Raw genomic sequence first — 17623 nt, 5'->3', positions numbered from 1 at the left:
GTGACCATCGCAGGCGACGGTACGCAGAGTGTGTGCGAGATGACAATAAGTGTGCGGCGACCCGGGCCGTCCGTCTGGCGGCGACGAGGGTGTTCGGGACATCGGCTGGGCTGAGCCGACGGCGAGGCCGGCTGGCGGGGCGTGACGCGGCGGGCTCCACGCCCTCAGCCGGCCACGCCTCGACGCGGCCGGCACGCATGGAGCGGCAGGCGACCTTTCCGGCTTCACGGGGGACCGAGGCGCTGCCGCCGAGGAGCCGGCCGCGAAGCCGGCGCCGGGCGTGGAACCGCTCAGGGAGCGACGAAGATCAAGGATGTCTGGTCGTTGAGGGTCTTGCCGACCGTCGCATGGTCGCCGGCCGTGAACAGGCGGCACGCGCCGACCTCGCCCGGCGCGGTGGCGTCGTGCTCGCAGAGCACCGCGCGGCCGCCGTCGGCGAGGGTCAGCGAGCTGATCGCGTCGTTGCCGACCGTGCCGAGATCGGCGGCGGCGAACATGCCCGCGCCGAACGCCCCGGACGAACCGGTCAAACCGCCGTCGGCGTACGCGGTGAGGACCTGGCCGGTCGAGGGGCCCGCCGACACGGCCAGCAGGGAGATCCCGTCGTCGAGGCCCGTCCCGGCCAGCTCGTGCACCCCGGAGCCGAGCAGCGTGCACTCTCCCGGCACGGCCGGCGCGGCCTGGTCGTCGGCGCAGGCCAGCACCCGCTGACCGGCTGCCACGTGCAGTGAGCTGATCGCGTCGTTGCCCACCGTGGCCAGCTGCGCGGCCGAGGCCTGATGGACCCCGTGGCCGAACGACTGTGCGGCTCCGGCGAACCCGGGTTCGCTCGTCGCGGTGACCGCCGGGCCGCCGACCGCGACCAGGGAGACCGCCCCGTCCAGGCCGTCGCCGACCGCCGGGTGCTCGCCGGGTCCGAAGACCTGGCACAGGCCGGGGTTGCCGCTGGCGGTGGCGGTGGAGCGGTCGCTGTCGCAGAGCACGGCCTGGTGGCCGTCGGCCACGGCCAGGGACCGGACGGCGTCGAGGCGGTCCAGGTCGCCCGCGGCCGCCTCGTACCGGCCGGGGCCCAGGTGCAGTCTGCCGCCGGACAGCGCGGGCTCGCCGTACACGGTGACCCCCTGGCCGGTCTCCTTCGCGGCGACCACGGTCAGCAGCGAGATCCTGTCGTCGAGGCCGCCGCCGACCCGGTCGTACCAGCCGGCGTCGAAGTAGCGGCAGGAGCCGAGACCGTCGACCGCGTCCGCGCCCTGGGCCGCGGTGCGGTCGCAGGCCAGCACGCGGAAGCCCTCGGCCACGCGCAGCGACGACACGGCGTCACCGCCGACCGCGCCCAGGCCGCCGGAGTCGGCGTCGAACACGCCCGCGCCGAACGCCTGCGACGCCCCGCCCAGGTCCGGTTCGGCGTACGCGACCAGCGGGTACACCGCGTCCGGCACCACCGGCTCCGCCCCAGGCGCCGGCGCGCCCGCGGCGGCGGTCAGCGGCAGCAGCGTGTACGCCGTGCCCGCGGCGGCCAGCAGCGACCTGCGAATCCACATGTCAAAAGCTCCCCGTGTCACCCCGATGTAGCACCACCGGTACCAACTGGCGGCAGGCCCACCGGTGATGGACGTGACACGATCGGGCGGTCTCAGCGTCGGCGCAACGTCATGAGCATCGCCGGGTACGGCCCGGCGGCGATCTCGGCCGTGGCGTGCTCGGCGGGGATCACGTTGTCCATGCGCAGCTGGAGCGTCGCGCCGGTGGCGTCGATGATGATCCGCCAGCGCCACCCGCCGCCGTAGTCGGCCTCCAGCTCGACGACCCCGCCGTCGCGCACGGTGCCGGGCATCGTCCTGGACGCGGGCTGCTGGTGCCACGAGTCGCTCCACAGCCCGACCACCGCGCCCGGCTCCTCACCCGCGCCGAGGGCGAGCAGGCCCTGCTGCGGGCCGTCGGCCGGGTGCGCCCAGGTGTACGCGACCGTCGTCATGTGGCCGCCTGCCGCCGTGGCCAGCGTCAGCGTGGCCGGCGACTCGGCGAACGGGTCCTGGGGCATCAGCCGGAAGCCGTTGGCTCCGGTCCAGTCACCGGTCACGTCCGCGAGAATCGTCATTGCCGGATGCTAGCCCGCCGGTGCGTCATCGGCCGGTGACGCGCCTGCGCTGGGGTGTGGGCAGGGGTGTGAGCACCGTGTGAGCGTTTGCGCTCACGTCCACGTCGCAGCCGCTCGGGTGGACTGGGCACCGTGACCGACCTGACTAGCGAGGCGGCGGCATGATTCTGCTGTCGGACCGCCGGATCTCCGCCATCGCCCTCGGCGACACCGGCGAACCCATGATCGACCTGCGGGAGGTGCCGGAGCTGCGGATCGACTCGCGGCTCGCCGATCCCGCCGGGGCGTACGCCCATCTGCGCGAGGGTGTGGCCCAGCGCCTGCTGGACGCGCAGCGGGCCCTGCCGGACGGGCTGCGGCTGCTGGTGATCGAGGCGTATCGGCCGCTGCGCCTGCAGACCGAGTACTTCGAGGGCTACAAGGACGAACTGCGCGCGGCCCACCCGGGATGGGACGCCGAGCGGCTGCACACCGAGGCGAGCAAGTACGTCTCGCCACCGGACGTCGCGCCGCACAGCACCGGTGGCACCGTCGACCTGACCCTGTGTACCGAGCAGGGCTTGGAGCTGGACATGGGCACCGCCGTCAACGCGAGCCCACTGGCCAGCGCGGATGCCTGCTTCACCGCCTCGCCGCACGTGTCGGCGGTGGCCCGCGAGCACCGCGATGTGCTGTCGCTCGCGCTGTCGGGCGTGGGCATGGTCAACTACCCCACCGAGTGGTGGCACTGGTCCTTCGGTGACCGCTACTGGGCGTTGCAGACCCGTGCCGTGCAGACCCGGTACGGCCCGGTCGCCTCGGTCGGAGCGGAACAAGCGGGTCGGGTCCGGGGTTGATCCAGCCGACGACCTTCGCGATCACCTAGGAGTACCCATGACCAGCTCCGCCGACGCCGCCATCGCCGCGCTGCGGTCCGGCCACGACACGCTCGCCGCGCACGTGCGCGACCTGCCGGCAGCGGACCTCACCGGCCCGTCGGGCGCGTCCGAGTGGGACGTGTCCCAGGTGCTCAGCCACCTGGGCAGCGGCGCCGAGATCCACCTCGCGACCGTGGAGGCGGCGCTGGCGGGCGAGCCCAACCCCGGCTTCGAGTTCAACAAGGGCGTCTGGGCGCGCTGGGACGCGATGGCCCCCGCCGCACGGGCCGAAGGCTTCCTCGCCGCCAACGACGCCCTGCTGGCCAAGTACGAGTCGCTGGACGCGGGCACGCGCGCGGACCTGCGGATCGACATGGGCTTCCTGCCCGCCCCGGTCGACGTGGCCACCGCGGCGAGCCTGCGGCTGAGCGAGTACACCTTCCACTCCTGGGACGTACGGGTCGGCGGCGACCCGCGGGCCGTGCTCGCCGCCGAGGCGGTGCCGCTGCTCACGGGCACGCTCGGCGGCATGTTCGGCTGGCTGGCCAAGTCGGACGCGCTCGACGGCAAGGAGCTGACCCTGCGCGTCGAGACCACCGGCCCCGACGCGGTGCACGGCCTGCGGCTCGCCGACAAGGTCGAGCTGACCGACGCGCCCGCCGACGCCGACGGTGTGCTCCGGCTGCCCGCCGAGGCCTGGCTGCGCCTGATCGTGGGCCGACTGTCGCCGCAGCACACCCCGGCCGCCGTGGAGACCGTGGGTGAAGCCGACTTGGCCCTGCTCCGCCAGGTGTTCCGCGGCTTCTGACCGCCGCGCACCCGTCCCGCCCGCGTCACCTCGGGCGGGACGGTATGAGCAGGTTTCGACCGATCAGCCGCGCCGGAGCTGTGACACTACGGTGGTGACCGGCGTAGACGACCGTGCGGGACTGCTCGAAGGGGTCGACCTGCGCGCGCTGGTGCGCCGATACGAGCCGGTGCTCTGCTTCACCGCGGGCGAGATGTTCTTCCCGATGCCCGTGGACACCTACCTGGCCGGAGCGGCGCTGTGGGCCTCGCACCACACGTCGCGGGGCGCGCCGACGCTGCTGGTCGACCACGGCGAGCTGGACCCCGAGCGGCTGGCCGCAACGGCCCGGGAGCATCCCGAGGCCGCGCTGTTCCTGCGCTACGCCCCACGCGGCCTGGGGCATCGTGAGCTGCGGGAATGGCGGCGCAGGCCGGACCGGCCGAAGTTCACCGGGGTGTCCCGGCTGGCCGCGGTCGGGCTGCTCGGCCGGTTCATCGACTCGCTGCTGCGCCTGTCGCTGACGCTGCGCGGCCGGGTCCCGGGCGGGCTCACCGCCGCGGTGCAGCGCCAGTACGCCGCCGCCGGTCCGCAGACCGACGCCTACCACGCCCACGTCAGCTCGGACGGCGGCTACGTCGTCATCCAGTACTGGTTCCTGTACGCGATGAACGACTGGCGGTCCAGTTTCAGCGGCGTCAACGACCACGAGTCCGACTGGGAGCAGCTCACCCTGTACCTGGTGCCGTCGCCGGAGGACGGGTTCTCACTCGCCTGGGTGGCGCTGTCCTCGCACGACGAGGTCGGCGACGAGCTGCGCCGCCGCCCCGACGACCCCGACCTGACCTGGGTCGAGGGCACGCACCTGGTGGCCAACGCGGGCGCGGGCTCGCACTCGGGGGCGTATCTGCCGGGCGACTACCTGGTGCGGGTGCAGCCGCCCGCGCTGGAGGGCGCGCTCAACACGCTGACCCGCGTGCGGGCGGTGCTGTTCCCGTGGACCCGCGGCAAGGTCGCCGAAGGCCTCGGCATCCCGTACGTCGACTACCGCCGTGGCGACGGGGTACGGATCGGTCCCGGCACGTCCCGGCCGTGGACCCCGATCCTGATCGACTCCGCCACGCCCTGGGTGCGCGACTACCGCGGCCTGTGGGGGCTGGACACGGCCGACCCGTTCGGCGGGGAGCGCGCCCCCGCCGGTCCCCGCTACGAGCGCAGCGGCGCGATCCGGACCTCGTGGGGCGACCCGGTCGGCTGGGCCGGGCTGGACAAGGTGCCGCCGACGCCCGCCCGCGCACTGCGCGCCGGGGCCGACCGGGCCCGCGAGCTGGCGGAGACCATCGCCGAGCTCGATGGGCGGATCGCCGACGGCCAGGACGAGCTGCGGCGGATGTCGGCCGGGCTGGAGGTGCTGCCACCGACGGTCACCGCGAGCCGCCGCGGCGGTGACGGCGCGGCCGCCGCCCTGAACGCGCAGGAGCAGTCCGTGGCGCAACTGCGGGCCCGCCGCCGCGCCGCGGTCAACGAACGTGACCAGCTCCGCGCGGTGGGCGGGGTGCCGCCGCTCCCGCCGCCGCACGCGCACCTGCGCAACCGCGTCGTGCCCGACGTCGCCGCCCCGGCCGGGGCGCTGCTGCGGTTCTGGGCCGGGGCGTCGCTGTCGGTGCTGCTGCTTTTGCTCGGCTTCGCGCTGCTGCTGGAGCAGGGTTCGCTGCTGCTGGCGTGCACGCTGGCGGTGCTGGCGGTGATGGCCGTCGAGGCGGTCCTGCGCCGCCGCCTGCTGCTGTTCCTGGCGAGCCTGGCCATCGTCGTCGGGCTGGGCTGGCTGACCTGGCTGCTGGTGACGAACCTGCGGATCGCTTTCGGGGTGCTCGCCGTCGCCGCGGCGGTCGCGATCGGCGTCTCGAACCTGCGCAACCTGTTCAGCCGCCGCTGACGCCGCCTAGATCCGGACCTGGATCAGGCCGTGGGCGCCGTCCAGCCGCCAGCCGGGGCCGGCGGCGTCCAGCGCCGCGACGTCCGGTGCGCCGACCAGCACCTCCGACTTCAGCGTACGCAGCGCCGCGACCGCGCCGGGGAAGTACGCGGTCACCGCGTCGAACGGGGTGTGCGCCGGCCAGTGGCGGTCTCCGACGAGGCGGCGGTAGTTCAGATCGCCCTTGACGATCGTCAGCTTCGCCGCCCGGAACCGCGCGGCCAGGTCGCCGGGCAGGTCGTGATAGCTCAGCGGCTCGCAGTAGAACCCGTCCGTGAGCACCTCCAGCGACCCGTCGTCCAGCGCCGACCACAGCCGTTCCCGCAGCCCCTGGGCCGTCTCGGCCAGCCGCCGCAGGCAGGACAGCAGATCGTGGAGCATGGCGTCGGAGACGAAGTACGGCTGGGGCTTGAGGTGCAGCTCGACCCGGTCGGCCAGGCCCTCGCGCAGCAGCACGTCGATCAGGGCCAGGTCGGGCATGAGTTCGCGCCCGGCGTTGTCGGCGACCAGGCAAACCGTGCCGCCGCTGCCCGGCGCGAGTAGCCGCCGCAGCGCCGCGCTGTCGTCGGCGACCAGGTCGGACGCCTGCTTGCGGTGCTCGGCCTCGGGGTTGGACACGCGGGTGGCCAGGTCGGCGCGGTTGCCCCAGAGCGCCGCGTCCACGGCCGCGGTCAGCTGCTCCTCGGCGGGACGACCGGCGAGGTCGGCCAGCGCGGCGAGGTCGGCGTCGAGCGCCGGGTCGGCCAGCTCAGCCGATTTCTGCGGGGTGAACGGGTCCAGCCCGCGCCACGGGCCGGGCCGGAAGTACTCCACGGCTTCGAGCAGCCGCCGGTAGAAGTAGTTCTCGGCCCACAGGAACGGCACGTCGTACCAGGCCATGCCCAGGTATGGTGCGCTCCAGCGGGCCCAGTCGGCGGCGTCGTGGGCGTCGGCGGGCAGCGGCTCCACGACGCCGGACACGGCGTCCTGCGCCAGCCTCGCCAGGGCCGCCCGGATACGCGGCGGATAGGGGAACGCCCGGGACACCTGCTCGATGATCGCCGGATGCCGGTCGTGCAGCACCCGCCAGGTGAACGAGCCGGGAACGTCGCTGAGGATCGGCGGCGCGTCGGCAAGCCCTTGGTCAGCCTCGGTCACTCGTGTCGCCCCCCGCGTCGCCGCCACCCGATCACGGCGAAGTCTATGCGCCCCCGCCGCCGAGCCAGTCGTCGAGCAGGTGGTGTCGGTCCGGCGCGACCTCGTCCGGCTCGCGGCCCTGCGGCCGGCCATGCTTTCGGATCTCGGCGGCCCACCGCACGGCGAGCGCGTCGGCGTCGGCGCGGCTGTGCACGACCTCTTGGTAGTGGTAGCCGGACTGGTCCGCCATGCCCAGGGTGTACGCGACGACCGGCCAGCGGCCGGCGCACCGCCGCCACGGCCAGACGACGACCGTGGCGGCCAGCGCGGGCACCCATTCCAGCGCCTGCCCGACCAGCCGCCCGGGCAGGTCGGGGAACGGCCCCGGCTCCTGGGAGGCGCTGCTCGCCGACCGGGGCCGCCACGCCAGACGGCGACGGCCCACTCGCCACAACTGCAGGGCCCCGTCAGGATCACGTCCGGTCACCACCATGCGCTCCATCATGGAGCGTCCGGCCAACCGAACCGCCGGGGCCCGGTCCGATCAGTCGACCTTCGCCGCGGTGATCGCGTTGCCGCCGCCGAGCTTGCCGCCGCTGACGGTGAAGGTCCAGCTTCCGGAGCCCACCGGCAGGCCCGTCACCCGTACGGTCCAGTTGCTGCCGTTCTGGGTGGCCTCGGTCTGGCTGCCGGTCGGCGGGGTCTTGCCGGTGAACATGTTCGCGATGGTGGAGCTGGAGAAGCGGGTCATCCGCTGCTTGTTGCCGTCGCCCCACGCGGCCATGAAGTAGCCGACGTATCCGGCGGCGTCGGCCGGGTACTGGGTGCGGTTGACGAACACGTCGACGACCGCCGTCGGGTGGCCGAGCTGGGTGTCCTCCATGGTCAGCCGGGTGTCGTCGCCGTGCGCGTTGCGGAAGTCGCAGGCGGTGCGCCCGCTGCCGGCGGCCGAGCAGTTGAGCGTGGTCCACTGGCTGTTGGGCTTGCCGTGGCCCATGAACTGCGACACCGCGGCCTGGACGGCGTACAGGTCGAGTTTCGACTTGCTGCCCGATGCCCATGCGGCCAGCGCGGCCAGGCCGTAGTCCTTGGCCGTCTTCGGGAAGGTCGGCGTCCCGCTGCCGTTGCCGCTGCCACCGGTCGATGACGGCGTCGCTGCTGCGGAGCCGGACGGCAGGGCGCTCGCGCTGGTCCCGGGGCTGTCCGTAATCACGGTGTTGGCGCTGGCGGTGGACTGCGGCTCGCCCTTCTTCCCGCAGGCGGCGGTGCCCAGCAGGGCGAGGACGAGCACACCGGCGACAGCGACGGCGGTGCGGTGCGGGCGAACAGGGTTATGGGTACGCGCGACGTCGTGGCCGGGGGCGGCGTGGCGCAGCGGAGAGGCGGTCATGGCGCACACGGTAAGTTGATCGCTCCACCTTGCCTAGGACCCGTCACAAATCCGACCACCCGCCTCGGCGAGATCGCAGATCCGCTCCGGACCTCGGGCCGGCACCCGGGTCCCCGCCAGACCAGGACACACTCTGGCCCCTCCCTCCGTGACCACCCCGCCGTCTCTGCCCGCCGGGACCGGGCACCGACGGATCTAGAAGAACTGTTGTCGCCCTGGCGACAACAGTTCTTCTAGATCCGGTTTGCGCAGGCGGGTTGACAGGTGCAGAGGCGTGAGATCGCCCGTCAGGGGCAGAACACGGGCCTCGACCGCAGGTGTTGATCGAACTGCGATCGCCACCCCGCGCACGCCGCTCGGCCGCAACGGTGAAGGCTCCCGCAACACCAGGTCGCGGGCCTTTGCCGTTAAGAAGGGCACCTGCTACAACGCGGAGCGTTGTGAAGGTGCCCTTCCTTCGTGCCGGCCAGGGGGCGTCGCGTCAGGCGTAGGCCTTGGCCTGGAGGGTGAACAGGTCGTGGTAGAGGCCGCGGCGGGTCATCAGGTCGTCGTGGGTGCCCAGTTCGGCGACCGTGCCGTCGCGCAGTACGACGATCAGGTCGGCGGCGCGTACGGTCGAGAAGCGGTGCGAGACGAACAGGGTGATCGCGCCGGAGCCGCGCGCCGCCCGCCGGGCCGCCGTGGCGAAGCGGCTGAACAGCGCGTTCTCGGCGTGGGCGTCCAGCGCGGCGGCGGGCTCGTCCAGGGCCAGCAGCAGCGGCCGGGGCCGCATCAGCGACCGCGCGAGGCCGAGCGACTGCCACTGGCCGCCGGACAGTTCGGTGCCGTCGGCGTACCCTCGGCCGAGCAGACCCTCCAGACCCCCGGCCTGGTCGACGGCCCGCCTGGCGCGGGCGCGGTGGATCGCGGCCTGCAACGCCGCGTCGTCGTCGTGCAGGGTGAGCTCGCCGATGCCGACGTTGTCGCGGACCGTCCAGTGCAGCCGCGCGAAGTCCTGGAACAGCATGGCGATCCGCCGGTGCCACGACTCGGCGGGGATGCGGGCCAGGTCCGTGCCGTCGACGGTGAGCGTGCCGCCGGTCGGGGTGTACAGCCCGCAGAGCAGCTTGACCAGGGTGCTCTTGCCCGCGCCGTTCTCGCCGACGAGCGCGACGGTCGCCCCGGCGGGCAGGGTCAGGTCGACGTCGCGCAGCGTCGGCTCGGCCGCGCCCGGGTAGGCGAAGGTGACGCCGTCCAGGCGGATGCCGTGCCGCAGCCGCCGCGGGGCCGACGCGGTCGCGGACTCCGGCTGGGGTGCGGCGACGGCCAGTTCGGCGAAGCGGCCCGCAGTACGCGCGGCGGCGGCGACCGTGGCGTGCAGCCCGATCGCCCCGGCCACCTGCACGCTGATCTGCACGGCCAGGGTCACCACCAGGATGACCTCGCCCACGGTCGCGGTGCCGTCCACGGCGCGGCCGAGCACCAGCAGGATCGCCCCGCCGTACGCGAACGCGAACAGCAGCTGCCCGCACCCGCGCAGCAGCGCGGCCCGCCAGTACGCCGCCCACAGCGTGTCGGTGGTGCGGGACCACGTCTCGGCCTGCCGGGCGAGCAGGAACTCGTCCGCCCCGCAGAGCCGGATCTCCTTGACCGCGTCGGCGTCGGCGGCGAGCGTGAGCAGGTGGCTGGACAGCCGCCCGGCTTCGGCGGTGTGCTCGCGGGCACGTTCGGCCAGCTTCGCGGCGCGGCGGGCGACGAGCACCGGCGGCACCGCGGCCAGCGGCAGCAGGGCGAGCCATGGGTCGACGGCGGCGAGGATGACCGTGGTGATGGCGGCCCGCAGCACCAGGCCGCCCAGGTGCAGCAGGCCTTCCAGGGACTGCCGGGTCTGCGCGGCGTCCTGGGCGGCCAGCGCGAGCGTGTCGGCGAAGCCGGGGTCGTCGAGGTGGGCCACGGTCGGCTGCCCGTTGGCCAGGGCCAGCAGCCGCCGGTCGAGCACGGTGCCGGCCTGCTCGCCGACCTCGAAGTAGTACAGGTGCGCGAAGTGCCCGAGCATCAGCTCCACGACCAGCAGCGCCGCGACGCCGACGGCCAGCGCGGTCGCGGGCCCGGTCGCCCCGGCGAGCGCGGCGTCGGTGAAGTCGCGCAGCAGGAAGCCGATGAACGGGGTGGCCAGGTAGCCGCCGGTGATCAGGCCGACGCCGATGGCGAGTTTGCGCCGGTCGGCGGCCCAGGCCAGGCCGAACACGAAGACGAGCGCGGTGCGCAGGGTGCTCATGCGGCGGCCGCCAGGTCGTCGCGGAACCGGCTGGCCTGCAGCGCGAACATCTCGGCGTAGTGGCCGCCCGCGGCGATGAGCGTGTCGTGGTCGCCGTGTTCGACCACGTGTCCGTCGGAGAGCACCAGGATCTGGTCGGCGCGCCGCACCGTGGAGAAGCGGTGCGAGATGATGACGCTGGTCAGGCCCTCGGTCTGGGTGAGGAAGCGGTCGAAGAACTCGACCTCGGCGCGTACGTCGAGGGCGGCGGTGGGTTCGTCGAGCACCAGCAGGCGCGCGCCGCGGTCGACGGCGTGCAGGGCGCGGGCCAGCGCGACGCGCTGCCACTGGCCGCCGGACAGGTCGCGGCCGCCGGTGTAGCGGGCGTGCAGCGGGGTGTCCAGGCCGGCGGGCAGGTCGTCGAGCAGGTCCTGCGCGCCGGCGCGGGCCGCCGCGGCGTGCCAGGCGGCCGGGGTGCCCGTGCCGAGGCCGATGTTCTCGCCCGCGGTCAGTTCGTAGCGGTTGAAGTCCTGGAAGATGACGGCGAGCTGCCGCTGCCACGAGCGGGCGTCGAGGTCGCGCAGGTCGTGGCCGTCGACGGTGACCGCGCCGCGGTCGGGGTCGTAGCAGCGGGTCAGCAGCTTCACCAGGGTGGTCTTGCCCGCCCCGTTGAGGCCGACGATCGCGGTGCACCGCCCGGCGGGGATGGCCAGGTCGAGATCGGTGAACACGCGGTGGCCGCCGGGATAGGCGAAGCCGACCTGCGCGAACCTGATCTCGTGCTGCGGGGCGGGCGCGGGGGCGGTCCCGGGCAGGGCCGCACCGCGTACCGCATGCTCGAAGTTCGTCAGCGCGGCCAGGGCGCGGCCGCCGAACTGGGTCTGCACGTCGGCCTCGGGGAAGTAGACGCCGAAGCGGATCGGCACCAGGACCGCCTGCACGGCGACGGCGTAGCCGAGCAGGTCGAGTCGCCCGCTGGCAGTGGCCTGGGCGACCGCGGTCAGCGCCAGGGTCGCGCCGGCGAGCCCGGCCAGGGCGTAGCCGAGGAACGGGCGCAGCAGCAGCCGCCGTCGCATGGTCCAGATCGGATCGAGGTAGCCGCGGTGCTCGGTGTCCAGGCGCGCGGTGAGGAAGCCGAGCAGCCCGAGCACCCGGATCTCCTTGGCGGCGGCGGTGCCGGTGGTCAGGGTGCGGGTGTACGCCAGGCGGCGGCGCTGCGGCGACAGCGCGTCCCACGCCGCCGCGAAGCGGCCCAGCGAGCCGCGCTGCCCGAACCGGATGACCAGCGCGGTCACCGCGACGACGAGGCCGGCGAGCGGCGACAGCACCAGCGCGATGAGCACGACCGCCCCGGCGAGCCCGGCGTAGCGGGCCAGCAGCGCGGGCAGCGCCGCGGCGGCCTGGCCGGGTGACGGGCTGGCCCGGTCGATCGCCGTGCGCACGTCGGTGAGCAGGTCCAGCGTGCCGGGGCGTTCCAGGGCCGCGACCGGCGAGTGGGTGTACGCCGCTCGCAGCGCCCGCTGCACGCAGTGCCCGTCGATCCGCCGCGCGAGCAGCTCGGCCAGTGCGAGCTGCAGCGGGCCGAGCAGTTGCTGCGCGACGAGGGCGGCGAGGGTGAGGCCGACGGCGGCGCCGAGCGCGGCCTCGCCGCGGGCCACCGCGGGCACCCGGGACAGCAGCACCGCCATGCCCACCATGAACACGATCGGGGCCAGCCCGAACGCGGCGCTGACGAGCAGCGCGACCGTCACCGGCAGCGGGCCCGCGCCGCGGAGCAGGCGGGCGAGGTCGAGCCACCGGCGCAGTCGGGGCCTCATAGTGACGTCCTCTCGACAGCCGGTAACATCAACAAACTTAACAGTTAAGATACTTAAATGCACGCGTCGATTTCGGCCGCGGTGGCCGCGCACCCGCGCCGCCGCCCGGAGGCCGAAGCCCTGGCCGCGAGCCAGCCTGGGCTGGACTTCGAGGTGGTCGAGGACCCCGAGCCCGACGGGCCGCGCAGCGCGCTGCGCACCGCCCGGCTGGCCTGGCGGACCGCCGATCCCGGCCGCACCCACCGGCTGCTGGTGCAGGACGACATGCGCCTCGCCCCCGGGTTCGACCGGCTGGTACGGGCGGCGGTCGCGGCGCAGCCCGACCGCATCCTGTGCCTGTTCACCGAGTGGGGTTCGCGCACGTCGCCGGCGGTGCGGCTGGCCGCGCTGGCGGGCGCGGGCTGGGTGCCGCTGCTCGACCCGTACGTGCCGACGACCGCCGTGGTCCTGCCGACCGCGGTCGCGCACGCGCTCGCCGAGTTCCCGGCCGAATCCGGCGAGCCCGACGACGTGCTGCTGCTGCGCTTCGCCCGCGAGCACGGGATGACGCCGCTGGTCAGCTCGCCGAATCTGGCCGAGCACGAGCAGGGCGACTCGCTGATCGGCAACGACGTGCTGCAGGGACCCCGCCACGCCGCGCTGTTCGGCGGGCCGCCCGGCGACTGGGCCAGGGTGCTGGCGCCGCCGGTGGTGCCGCACCTGCTGCTGTTCGACGGCGTGGTGGTGTGCCAGGTGCCCGACGGCGACGGGTGGCGGGCGGTGCTCGCCGACGCCTTCCTGGCCCCGTCTGGCCTGACCCTGCCGGACCTGCTCGAACGGTATGCCGCCGCGGTCGCGGCGTGCGACCCGGCGGGCCGGATGCGCCGGGTCGTGGCGGACTCGCTGCTGCTGCAGCTGTGGCTGGCCGCGTTCTGCTACGGCGTCGCGGCTCACCTCGTGCTCGGCGATGTCGCGGCGGTGGAACGTGCCCTGTGGGCGGTGCGCGGAGCGGCCGCGCTGCGCACGATCGCGCCGGGCGCGCTGCGCCGGTTCGTGCCCGGTCACCGGCTCCCCGGCCTGCCCGCACTGGTCACCCCGCTGCTGCGGCATGCCATATCGGACGGATGTGTACACGCTGGCCAGGCTGGAGATCAGTTCTGGAAGGAATATTTACAGTAACGGTCAACTGTGCTATCAGTTATATGCCCATGCGTGGATGACCTCCGCCGTGGGCCGTACCGTGCGCCCACCCCGGCGCGCCGTGTCGCCCGGTTCCACCGTAAGACAGGCAGGCGTCGATGGATTCACTGGCATCGCTGGTCGACGAGGAGGTGGGCTGAGTGCAGGTCATCCCGCGTCGTGCCACACCGTCCGGCACCGCGCCGCTGTCCCTGCTGCAGCAGCGGTGGTGGCACCTGTGCACCGCGTACGACGGCGATGCGTCACCGATCGTGCTGATCGCGGACCGCATCACCGCGCCGCTGGACGTGCCCGCGTTCACCGCGGCCGTCGGCGCGCTCGCCGACCGGCACGACGCCCTGCGCACCACGTTCGCCGTCGGCCCCGACGGGCCGCGTCAGGTGATCGCGTCACCCGGCGGCCTGGTGACGGAGCTGCTCGACGTGTCCGGTGAGGCCGACCCGCCCGCGCGGGCGCGGGAGCTGGTCGCGGAACTGGCCAGGGCGCTGCTCGACCTGGCCGGCGGCACGCTGGTGCGCTCCCGGCTGATCCGCCTCGGACCGGCCGACCACGTCTGGTGCCTGGCGGTGCACCACATCCTCGCCGACGGCGAGTCGACCATGATCCTGCAGCGCGAGGCCGTGGCGCTCTACCGGGGCGAAACGCTGCCCGAGCCGTTCATCGGCTACGCCGACTTCGCCACGTGGCAGTGCGCCGACACCACCGGAGACGAGGATCTGGCCTGGTGGGCCGACCGGCTGCGCGGGGTGCCGCCGCTGGAGCTGCCCGCGGATCTGCCCCGGCCGCCGGCCAAGACGCTGCGCGGCGGCCAGATCGACGTGCACGTCGCCGCGCCGGTCGCGGACGCCCTCGACCGCTTCGCCCGGCAGCGCCGGGCCACGCCGTACATGGTGCTGGTCACCGCGCTGCTGGTGGTGCTCGCGCGGCGTTCGGGGCAGACCGACCTGTGCGTGGGCATGCCGGTGTCCGGCCGCCTGCTGGAGGAGACCGAGCGCACGGTGGGCCTGTTCGCCAACACGATCGCGCTGCGCGTCGACCTGTCCGGCGAGCCGGATCTCGGCGAGCTGCTGGGCCGGGTCCGCGCCGCGACCATCGACGGGCTGGCCCGCCAGTCGGTGCCGTTCGGGCAGGTCGTCGCCGCCGTCGATCCGGACGCCGACCGCTCCCGCACCCCGGTCTTCCAGGTGACGGCGGCGCTGCACACGCATACCGCCGGCGGGGCGGTCGATCCGCACTGGCGGCCGTTCGCCCAGGCCGCCCCGCAGATCCTGCACGACCTGGGGATCGATGCCTGGCGCGAGCCCGACGGGCTGGAGCTGACGCTGCGCTACGACACCGCGCTGTTCACCGCGGACACCGCCGCGGCGATGGCCGACGAGGTCGTCGCGCTGCTGCGGGCCATGCCCGACGACGCCGGACTCCCGGTCTTCGCAGTGGCGGCGCGGCATGGGTAACCACATCGCGTTCTTCAACATCCCGGCGCTCGGGCACCTGTTCCCGACCCTGGGCGTGGTCGCCGAGCTGGTGCGGCGCGGGCACCGGGTCAGCTACGCCGCCCCCGCCGACCGGGCCGCGTACGTGGCGGCGGCGGGGGCGCGGGTGATCCCGTACACCTCGACCCGGCCCGGCGACACCGATCCGCAGGCGCGCACCCCGGCCCGCGCCGAGCACATCGGACGCAGCCTGCTCAACTTCCTCGCCGAGACCGAGCACACCCTGCCGCAGTTGGAGCCCGCCCTGCTGGCCGACCCGCCGGACCTGGTGCTGTTCGACCGGATGGCGTTCGCCGGGCACGTGTTCGCCCACTCCCACGGCATCCCCGCGATCCAGCTCTGGCCGATGATCGTCTCGGCGGGCCCGTGGTCGCTCAACGAGGCGGTCCCGGTCGACTTCACCCATCCCACGCTGGCCGAATACCACCTGCGCCTGGAGCGTTTCCTCGCCGAGCGCGGCCTGACCGGGCTGCCCGCGGACGAGTTCCTCGCCCCGCGGGTGGTGCGCCACCTGGCCTTCCTGCCGAGGGCGTTCCAGTACGCGGGCGAGGCGTTCGGCGAGGAGTTCGGTTTCGTCGGGCCGTGCACGACCTCGCGCGCCGGTGACGTGCCCTGGTCGCCGCCGGCCGACGGCGCGCCGGTGGCGCTGGTGTCGCTGGGCACGCTCAACAACCACTGGCCCGACTTCTACCGCCTGGTGTTCGACGCTTTCGCGGGCACGCCCTGGCACGTGGTGCTCGCCGTGGGCCGCCGCCTCGACCCGCGCTCGCTGGGCACGCCGCCGCCGAACGTGCAGGTCATGCCGGTGGTGCCGCAGCTATCGGTGCTGGCGCACGCGCGGGTGTTCATCTCCCACGGCGGGCTGGGCGGGGTGATGGAGGGCGTGCAGGCCGGCGTCCCGCACATCGCCGTGGCCCGGACCCTGGAGCAGGACCTCAACGCCGCCCGCATCGTCGACACCGGCATCGGCGCCTCACTGGACCTGGCCGGGCTCACCCCGGCCGGCCTGCGCGAGGCGGCACGCCGGGTGGCCGCGGACCCCCGCGTCGCGGCGGGCGTCGCCGCTATGCGGGCCGAGGTGCTGGCCGCGGGCGGTGCGGCCCGTGCCGCGGACATCGTCGAGTCGTGCCTGCGGGAGCCCGCCCAGCGCGGCGCCGCGGGCGTCAGGACCCTGGCCCCTCAGGGATAGGCGGCGGGTCGCCCGGCGCCCCCCGGGCGGCCCGTCGCCTAGGTGCCATCGATAGATGGGGCCATTTAAATCATCCGAACCGGCAGCCTTGATCACAGCTTTGTACCTAAGAAACTTAACTGTTTATTGGCATCGTGGTCGCGTCGGCGGGACAGCCCGCCACATCCCCCTCGGGAATCGACGGAGGTTCCACAAGTGATCACAGAATCGACGCGCGGCGTATCGCGTGCCGGGACGGGCCGGGTCCGCCGGCGCGTCGCCGCCGGCCTCGCCGGCCTCGGCCTGCTCGCGACCACCCTGGTCGCGGGGGCCGGCCCGGCTTCCGGCAGCCTGCCCGGCCGCTGGGTGGGGACCTGGGGGACCGCACTCACCGCGCCGAGCCTGGCCAACACCGGCAGCTCGCTCAACGGCTTCACCGACCAGTCGATCCGCCAGCTCGTGCGGGTCTCCCTGGGCGGCGAGAAGGTGCGCCTGCGGATCACCAACGCGTACGGCACCGGCCCGCTGACCATCGGCCACGCCAGCGTCGGCCTGCCCGCCACCCCGGGCTCGCCGACCCTGCAGCCCGGCAGCATCCGCGAGGTCACCTTCAACGGCAGCGAGTCCGCGACCGTCTACAAGGGCGCGGAGCTGCTGACCGACCCGATCGACCTGCCGGTGTCCGCGACCGGGGAACTCGCGGTCACGCTCTACCTGCCGACCGCGACCGGCGCGACGTCCTGGCACTGGACCGCCCGCCAGACCTCGTACGTCTACGCGGGCGACAAGGCCGAGACCGCCGACGGCACCGGCCAGACCGCGGCCTACAACCACTTCTACTACCTGGCCGGGATCGAGGTCCTGACGAAGACCGGCCTGGGCACGGTCGTCGTGCTCGGCGACTCGATCAGCGACGGCTCGGGCTCGACCCTGGGCGCGAACACCCGCTGGCCCGACTACCTCGCCGGGCGCATCACCGGCACCTGGCCCGCGCTGGCCGACCCCGGCGTGCTCAACGTCAGCCTCGCCGGAAACCAGGTCACCCGCGACGGCCTGGCCATCAACTCCCCGGCCCTGGGCGACAGCGCCCTGGCCCGCCTCGACGACGACGTGTTCAGCCAGCCCGGCGTACGCACCGTCATCGTCGAACTCGGCATCAACGACGTGCACCTGTCCGGCTTCCCGGCCGCTCAGATCATCGACGGGCTGCGCCAGCTCACCCTGCAGGCCAAGGACCGCGGCCTGCGGGTGGTCGTCGCCACGCTCGGGCCGTTCGAGGGCTACTCGACCTGGACGCCGGAGAAGGAGGCCGTCCGCCAGGCCGTGAACACCTGGCTGCGCGGTGACAACGGCTTCGACGGGCTGGTCGACTTCGACCAGATCCTGCGCGACCCGGCGGCGCCCAGCAAGGTCCTGCCCGCATACGACAGCGGTGACCACATCCACCCGAACGACACCGGCGCGCAGGCGCTCGCCGCGGCCGTACCGCTCTGGCTGCTGTGATCCG

At 74.0% G+C, this 17623-nt stretch carries 14 protein-coding genes; 7 read left to right on the top strand and 7 right to left on the bottom strand.

All coding sequences use genetic code 11. The features are described from left to right. Window positions 1-290: 290 nt before the first annotated feature. Window positions 291-1541 carry a hypothetical protein gene (locus AB0B66_RS21510; RefSeq protein WP_360532440.1) on the bottom strand — a complete coding sequence of 417 codons (1251 nt, stop codon included), beginning with the start codon at window positions 1539-1541 and terminating at the stop codon, window positions 291-293. Between the two features lie 92 nt (window positions 1542-1633). Further along, complete coding sequence (locus tag AB0B66_RS21505) at window positions 1634-2098, bottom strand: hypothetical protein (RefSeq protein ID WP_360532437.1); 465 nt, start codon at window positions 2096-2098, stop codon at window positions 1634-1636. 161 nt (window positions 2099-2259) lie between these two features. Between AB0B66_RS21505 and AB0B66_RS21500 the strand changes: the two genes are divergently transcribed. The 3 genes from AB0B66_RS21500 to AB0B66_RS21490 all read left to right on the top strand — a co-directional run bounded on the left by AB0B66_RS21500 (window position 2260) and on the right by AB0B66_RS21490 (window position 5678). Further along, complete coding sequence (locus AB0B66_RS21500) at window positions 2260-2934, top strand: M15 family metallopeptidase (RefSeq protein WP_360532434.1); 675 nt, start codon at window positions 2260-2262, stop codon at window positions 2932-2934. A gap of 37 nt (window positions 2935-2971) precedes the next feature. Continuing rightward, complete coding sequence (locus AB0B66_RS21495; protein WP_360532431.1) at window positions 2972-3763, top strand: maleylpyruvate isomerase family mycothiol-dependent enzyme; 792 nt, start codon at window positions 2972-2974, stop codon at window positions 3761-3763. 94 nt (window positions 3764-3857) lie between these two features. Next, window positions 3858-5678 carry a hypothetical protein gene (locus tag AB0B66_RS21490; RefSeq protein ID WP_360532428.1) on the top strand — a complete coding sequence of 607 codons (1821 nt, stop codon included), beginning with the start codon at window positions 3858-3860 and terminating at the stop codon, window positions 5676-5678. A gap of 6 nt (window positions 5679-5684) precedes the next feature. On the opposite strand, the gene AB0B66_RS21485 is transcribed toward AB0B66_RS21490, so the two are convergent. From AB0B66_RS21485 to AB0B66_RS21465, 5 genes are all read right to left on the bottom strand, one after another. Beyond that, window positions 5685-6854 carry a damage-control phosphatase ARMT1 family protein gene (locus AB0B66_RS21485; protein WP_360532425.1) on the bottom strand — a complete coding sequence of 390 codons (1170 nt, stop codon included), beginning with the start codon at window positions 6852-6854 and terminating at the stop codon, window positions 5685-5687. A 43-nt stretch (window positions 6855-6897) separates the two neighbouring features. Then, window positions 6898-7326 (bottom strand): hypothetical protein, encoded by a 429-nt coding sequence (locus tag AB0B66_RS21480; protein ID WP_360532422.1) that lies wholly within the window; start codon window positions 7324-7326, stop codon window positions 6898-6900. 51 nt (window positions 7327-7377) lie between these two features. Then, the gene (locus AB0B66_RS21475; RefSeq protein ID WP_360532419.1) at window positions 7378-8223 is read right to left on the bottom strand and encodes a hypothetical protein; all 846 of its coding nucleotides are present in this window, start codon (window positions 8221-8223) and stop codon (window positions 7378-7380) included. 481 nt (window positions 8224-8704) lie between these two features. Further along, a complete protein-coding gene (locus AB0B66_RS21470) occupies window positions 8705-10480 on the bottom strand; it encodes an ABC transporter ATP-binding protein (RefSeq protein WP_360532416.1) in 1776 nt (591 codons plus the stop codon). Then, window positions 10477-12276, bottom strand: a complete 1800-nt coding sequence (locus AB0B66_RS21465) for an ABC transporter ATP-binding protein (RefSeq protein ID WP_360532413.1) — start codon at window positions 12274-12276, stop codon at window positions 10477-10479. Before AB0B66_RS21465 ends, AB0B66_RS21470 begins: the two co-directional genes overlap by 4 nt. A gap of 57 nt (window positions 12277-12333) precedes the next feature. Here AB0B66_RS21465 and AB0B66_RS21460 point away from each other — a divergent pair, with 57 nt between their 5' ends. The 4 genes from AB0B66_RS21460 (at window position 12334) to AB0B66_RS21445 (ending at window position 17619) form a co-directional block, all read left to right on the top strand. Next, a complete protein-coding gene (locus tag AB0B66_RS21460) occupies window positions 12334-13434 on the top strand; it encodes a hypothetical protein (protein WP_360532410.1) in 1101 nt (366 codons plus the stop codon). 161 nt (window positions 13435-13595) lie between these two features. Continuing rightward, window positions 13596-14909, top strand: coding sequence for a condensation domain-containing protein (locus AB0B66_RS21455; protein ID WP_360532407.1), 1314 nt, complete (start codon window positions 13596-13598; stop codon window positions 14907-14909). Beyond that, the gene (locus AB0B66_RS21450; protein WP_360532404.1) at window positions 14902-16137 is read left to right on the top strand and encodes a macrolide family glycosyltransferase; all 1236 of its coding nucleotides are present in this window, start codon (window positions 14902-14904) and stop codon (window positions 16135-16137) included. The genes AB0B66_RS21455 and AB0B66_RS21450 overlap by 8 nt, the downstream gene beginning before the upstream one ends. A 195-nt stretch (window positions 16138-16332) precedes the next feature. After that, window positions 16333-17619: an SGNH/GDSL hydrolase family protein gene (locus AB0B66_RS21445; protein ID WP_360532401.1), complete on the top strand. Its 1287-nt coding sequence runs from the start codon at window positions 16333-16335 to the stop codon at window positions 17617-17619. Window positions 17620-17623: the final 4 nt, after the last annotated feature.

It is taken from the genome of Catellatospora sp. NPDC049111 (assembly GCF_040648615.1).
GTDB lineage: Bacteria > Actinomycetota > Actinomycetes > Mycobacteriales > Micromonosporaceae > Catellatospora > Catellatospora aurea.
This window is presented reverse-complemented; position numbering and strand designations above follow the sequence as displayed.